This window comes from Sphingorhabdus sp., assembly GCF_029865925.1.
Lineage (GTDB): Bacteria > Pseudomonadota > Alphaproteobacteria > Sphingomonadales > Sphingomonadaceae > Sphingorhabdus_B.
In genome coordinates, this window is the sequence record NZ_JARXAI010000065.1 from 1 (window position 1) to 5,450 (window position 5,450).

The 5,450-nt window shown below is 53.3% G+C and carries 6 protein-coding genes and 1 tRNA gene; 1 reads left to right on the top strand and 6 read right to left on the bottom strand.

Annotation, left to right across the window (positions count from 1 at the left end; genetic code table 11):
- Positions 1–350: hypothetical protein (locus QE270_RS06715; RefSeq protein ID WP_300037050.1), on the bottom strand; the 350-nt coding region annotated here is incomplete at its 3' end.
- Between the two features lie 1,286 nt (positions 351–1,636).
- Positions 1,637–1,726 (bottom strand) — tRNA-Ser (locus QE270_RS06720).
- Between the two features lie 132 nt (positions 1,727–1,858).
- On the opposite strand from QE270_RS06720, the gene hspQ reads away from it, so the two are divergent.
- Positions 1,859–2,209: a heat shock protein HspQ gene (gene hspQ / locus QE270_RS06725; RefSeq protein WP_300037053.1), complete on the top strand. Its 351-nt coding sequence runs from the start codon at positions 1,859–1,861 to the stop codon at positions 2,207–2,209.
- Here the strand turns inward: hspQ and QE270_RS06730 are convergent.
- From QE270_RS06730 to QE270_RS06745, 4 genes are all read right to left on the bottom strand, one after another.
- Positions 2,203–3,219 (bottom strand): SO2930 family diheme c-type cytochrome, encoded by a 1,017-nt coding sequence (locus tag QE270_RS06730; protein WP_300037056.1) that lies wholly within the window; start codon positions 3,217–3,219, stop codon positions 2,203–2,205. The genes hspQ and QE270_RS06730 overlap by 7 nt on opposite strands.
- Complete coding sequence (locus QE270_RS06735) at positions 3,219–4,424, bottom strand: parallel beta-helix domain-containing protein (RefSeq protein WP_366142254.1); 1,206 nt, start codon at positions 4,422–4,424, stop codon at positions 3,219–3,221. Before QE270_RS06735 ends, QE270_RS06730 begins: the two co-directional genes overlap by 1 nt.
- Before the next feature lie 41 nt (positions 4,425–4,465).
- On the bottom strand, positions 4,466–5,164 hold the full coding sequence (locus QE270_RS06740) for an amino acid racemase (protein WP_300037059.1): 699 nt from the start codon (positions 5,162–5,164) through the stop codon (positions 4,466–4,468).
- Positions 5,165–5,290: 126 nt separating this feature from the next.
- Positions 5,291–5,450 (bottom strand): NAD(P)(+) transhydrogenase (Re/Si-specific) subunit beta (locus tag QE270_RS06745; protein WP_300037066.1); only part of this gene is annotated, 160 nt, incomplete at its 5' end.

Genomic DNA, 5,450 nt, shown 5'->3' on the forward strand with positions numbered 1-5,450 from the left:
GTCGTGGTCACCGACAGCGCGCCGATGCCACTGTTGCTGGCTTCAATGCCGTCCGTGGCGCCTGTGATCGTCGAGCTGAAACTGTCGGTAAGACTTGTTCCGTTTGTGCCGTTAAGAACAAGTGCCGACCCCCCGGTGGTCGTGGTCACAACGCTGAAGGTGTTATCTGTAACGACCACTAAAGGTGTTCCGGTGAGAGTTCTGGTGGTGGTTTGCGCACCCGACAGAACTGTTTGCGCAGACGCCATTGGCGCCAGCAGCAGCCCGCCGCCCAAAGCTATTACTGCCGCAACTGCTGCCAATGAAGCACCCGAAGACAGAGCACAGATATGGGGCGACAGGCCACCCACTTGGCCCTTCCTCTTTGTCAGCCGCCCCCCGCGCAAAACAGAGTTAGCGGGAAATGATGGGACGTTACGGGGTATTAGCGCCATAAAAAACGATCCGTGCTATAAGGAATAATCACGTGCGTGCGCCAAGTCTTTATGGGTTTAACACCATACCAGATGTTGTAAATTAAAAATAATTCTCGGTTTAGAAGGGGACCGGTCTTTGCAAACAACAGCCTCGATTGCGGCAGGCGCGCGACCTAGTGTGGGGAAGCGCCGCTAGACAAGCGAAGGCGGATTTCCGACACCGATTGCCGTTCGAATGAGCGACACGCAACCATGGGTATGTAGGGGCATGGCTCGACTGCCGCGACTATCAGCTAACCAGAGTGGGCCAGTCGTTCCTGTGCGACGTCCCGCTGTGCAAGAGAGGCATCCTCGCCCAGTTCGCCGGACAGCGAGTTCGGCTGGTGTGCACCTACAACGGGCAATTTCGGACATAGGTACGTGTTGGATCCTCCTTACGCGGGCGAGGCAGGGTCTGATCGTGTTCGTGCCGCGCGGCGACGCAAAGGGCCCCACTCGACCGCCAGCGTTTTATGACGAGACGTATGCGTTTTTGGTTTCGTGCGGCATTCCCGAGATATGACGGCGCGGTATGGCGTCTAAAGGCGCGCGTGATCCATCTGACACAGAGCGCATCAGTCTTCTCGCATTATCTGAACATGCGCGTAAATTCTATGCGTTACCGACGCGCTACACTCCATATCAATTCTGTACATTTCGGTTCCAAGCCGACGATAGCTGGCTTTCATTGCTGCCCATGTTATATCCTCCTTTGATCTGGAGCTTCATCGCAATAGCGGTTCATAGAATGGCAGTTAGGGAATATCGGTATGCGTTTGTTGTTAGCGTTCGTGTCTTTTGTAACATTGTACTCGGTCACATCGTTGTCTGCTAAGCCCTTGGAAACATCCGGCGTCAGAATTGTAAGCGAGAGCCAACGGTCAACGTGCAAATTTCTTGGCCTAATTTCAGTCCGAAAGAGCCTCGGACCCAATAAGCTTAAAGGCACCTTCAACAAAGCAACGAAAGAAGTTTCAAAGTTGGGCGGAAACGGTTTGTATATTGTAGCGCAGGGGTTGGATTGGGCCGAGGGCGCTCAAGTCACAGGTGAAGCGTTACTTTGCGAACAACCACAGCCATAACAAAGTAACCAAGCAAGCTTGTTGCTTTCGCTGAAGTGGTGGGATAAGTGGTGGGATAGGTCCAATTTCTTCCAAAAATGCACGAATTTAACTTGTAATTGGCGGAGAGATAGGGATTCGAACCCTAGGTACCGTCACCGGCACGCCGCATTTCGAGTGCGGTGCTTTCGACCACTCAGCCATCTCTCCGCAGATCCAAGAGGCTGGTCATTACCGAAAAAACGGCGCGCCCCTGAGACAGAGCGGGGCCATTAACTGAAGTTTTTCACTTTGCCAAGCTTCAAGGTTGATTTGCGCATCGGAAGATATGATATTGCAAATATGAACGATGAAATTCCCCTCCCTGAAATCGCTGAAGCCGCATTTTCCATTGGCGCCGTCGTGCGCCACCGGATCTTTGATTTTCGAGGGGTGGTGTTCGACATCGACCCTGTCTTTGCGAATAGCGAAGAATGGTATCAGTCCATACCCGAGGCGGTGCGCCCTGAGAAACAGCAGCCCTTTTATCATCTGTTCGCCGAAAATGGGGAGAGCAGCTACATTGCGTATGTCAGCCAGCAAAACCTGTTGCCGGATCATAAACAGGGTCCAATCCATCATCCCGGCATTGATGCCGTGTTTGAGGGGTGGACTGGCGATCAGTATCAGCTGAAACGGTTAATGCGTCAGTGACTTTCTTGCGGCATTGCAGCGATCCAGTCGCGTAGCAAGCCGACGCCCTCTTTATGGACAGTTGAGCGGCCAAGTTCAGGCATGGCTATGCCAGGGTCGGTGCTTTCCATGCGCGCAACGAGAATAGATTGGTCGGGGCGTCCTGGTGCAATGATAAAATCAAGATCACCACTTGCCCTGCCCGCTGCCACAGGCCGTTTACCAATGCCCAAGGCAACTGGGCTGCGCGCCGAACCATCCAGAAACAGCCCGCTATTGCTGGCCGAGCCCTGTGGCGCGTGACAATGGCCGCAATTCACCTTGAGATATTGCTTTGCCTTATCGTCCAAGGTTCCTTCGTCGCTTGCGTCCCATCGCGCAAAAGGCTGAAGTCGGGTTAATGACGGCACCATTTTTGACAACCGTTGCCGATCACCCTTTCGGGGGAACTCCAAATTTTGCCACACCGGGCCAATGGGCATGATGTCGTTTGCGACCAAATGACATTGCTTGCACTGGTTCTTGTTTGGGACGCCGTAGTTAATCGATGAAGTCGTGCCAGCATGTTCGAACGTAACGGGCACGCGCGTCCCGCCGATGCGTAAGTCTGCATCAGACCCATCGGCGCGCCAGACATAAGGTAACGCCACCCACCCTGACGCTTTGTGCAACAGCACGCGGGTTTCGATAATGTCCAAGCCCCCAGATGCGGCAGCGTAACCAAAGCTTTTGATTAAGGCGGTGCCAACGGGGAAGATAAGCCGCCCGTCTTTGTCCGCCGTGACGCTTGCTCCTGCAGGAAGGTACATAAACCGCTGCTTAGTAGCATAATCACTGAACAACGGCGTGCGCAGTTCATACGGAATAAGCCTGTTAGATTGCTTTGCCGCACTGCCGTCAAAAAAACCGAGGTCCGACAATGTCGATGGGTTAAGCGTCGCCGTAACCGCGGCATCGGAAACATTATCCGGTGCCGCGGACGTTGCCACTGCAGCGACAAAACATGCCAGAAATGGCAGTAACAGCCGCATTAACGGACGATAGCTTCCATCGTTTCCGGCAATTTAATCGCTGGTAAGGATGCAGGACGCGATACTGAGCGTGCCAATGGCACCGGCTGCGCGGTTGCCGTGTCCGCATTTAGATCAGATAGGCCAAGCGACAGGGCCATGACATCATCCTGAATGATTGGGCGAAAGTCCGCGCCGCCGGCACCATCCCAGAATATAGCGGGAAAGCTGCCGCCCAATGCCGCTGCGATTTCGGTGCCCCCACGGAACTGAGGCGCCCACCCCGCGCGACTGTGCTGGTTATCCCAAATCACGACCGCCCGCGGGGTCGGGTCATATTTGGGATCTTCAAACGGAAAACGATAACCCACGACCATGATGTTCGTCGTGCCGTTTTCCCCGATGACATTGTCGAAAATTTCCACATTGCGATTGGCCATCACCATCACGCCGGTTCCGGTAGGCACATTGGCGACAATATTGCCTTTTGGCGCGAAATTCTGTGTCATGTTATCGACGATGGTATTGCCAAAAATACGGACATTATGCCCGCCCATTTGCGGCAAATTGGGCAAGTCAAACACCAGAATGCCACCCGTATTATGGGTTGCGATATTGTCATGTACATCGGCATCAAAGCTGTTTTCAATCTCGATACCAGCAACATTTTCAATAGCCGTTGAATTACGCACAACGATATTGCGCGATTGCCCGACATAAATGCCGGCGTCCGACGCACCGCGTACCAATACGGAATCGATCAGGACATCTTTGCTTTCTACCGGATAAATTCCATAGGCACCATTTGACGTCTTGGGGCCGCCTGTCCATTCGACGCGCAGCTTATAATAGATGATCCGGTCAGCGCCTTTGGATTTTATCCCATCGCCCTTGCTGTTTTCGACAGCGAATTCACGAAGGACAACATTGTCTGAGGTAACCAAAAGCCCCTCACCCGCACCTTGCTGACCCGAAAAATCAAGCGTGGTTTCAACACCGCCCTGCCCCTTTAACGTGACACCGTCCACATCCAGCGACAAGCCGTCAGTTAGGGCAAATCTGCCCGCACCAAGCTCCACAATGTCGCCCGGTTCGGCCACAATCAGTGCCTCCTGCAAGCGCTCTTGCGCGCCGTTGCCGGGCATGACCAAGATCGTTTTTGCATAAGCAGGTTGAAAAAGCGCGCATAAAGCAGCGCTGGCGAATATCAGGTCCCTCATCCTCATGGAAACAGCATGCCCCAGACGATAGGAAATGCCAAGTAGGATTAGTCTGCGTCCCCGAGTATCCAGTCAACGCCTGCATCAGCGTGGATTTCCGCGCTGTCGTAAATCGGCAGGACATTGGCTTTGGTGTCCACCAACATGCTCAGTTCCGTACAGCCCAGCACAACCGATTTAATGCCCTGCTGATCAATTTCAGTGATGATTGTCTTTAAAGCGCGCTCGGAATCCCGCTTCACGATGCCGTGCATAAGCTCATCATAGATGATGCGTTCAAGATCGTTCACATCATCCATTTCAGCGGGCAACAAGGAAACACCATGCTTAACAAGCCGCTGGCGATACCAGTTTTCAGCCATGACATTCCCTGTACCGAGCAAAGCTGCGGAATACACAGCATCGGCTTTCATCTTTTCCCCGACGGAATCGGCAATGTGGATGACCGGGATAGTGATAGTAGCTGCAACCGCGTCGAACACTTTGTGCATGCTGTTTGCGCAGATTAGAAGCGCTGTGGCACCAGCCTGCTCCAGACGGCGGGCAGACGCTGTAAGAACATCAGCGACATGGTTCCAATCCTCTGATGTGGTCGCTTTGCCGACATCGCAGAAATTGAGGCTCTCAATTAGCAGAGGGGCGTTGCAGCTACCGTTCGTACGCAGAAGAACCTGTCTGTTGATCCGGGCGTAATAGAGCTCAGTCGAATACCAGCTCAAGCCGCCAATCAACCCCAATTTACGCATGCGCAACGTCCCTTAAAAACTATCGTCGTGCCAGCGAAGCCTTGGAGCCATTTTGACTATCAGCTTCGGCTGACGATCAAAATAGGCTCCAACTTTCGCTGGAACGACGCGTGCAGTAAGCAGTCCTTAATGCTGCAAGGACTTAACAATGTCTTCGCACATCTTCTTCGCATCGGCGAGAAGCATCATGGTTTGATCCATGTAGAACACATCATTGTCGACGCCAGCATAGCCAACGCCGCCCATGGAACGCTTAACGAAGAACACGGTCTTTGCCTTGTCCACA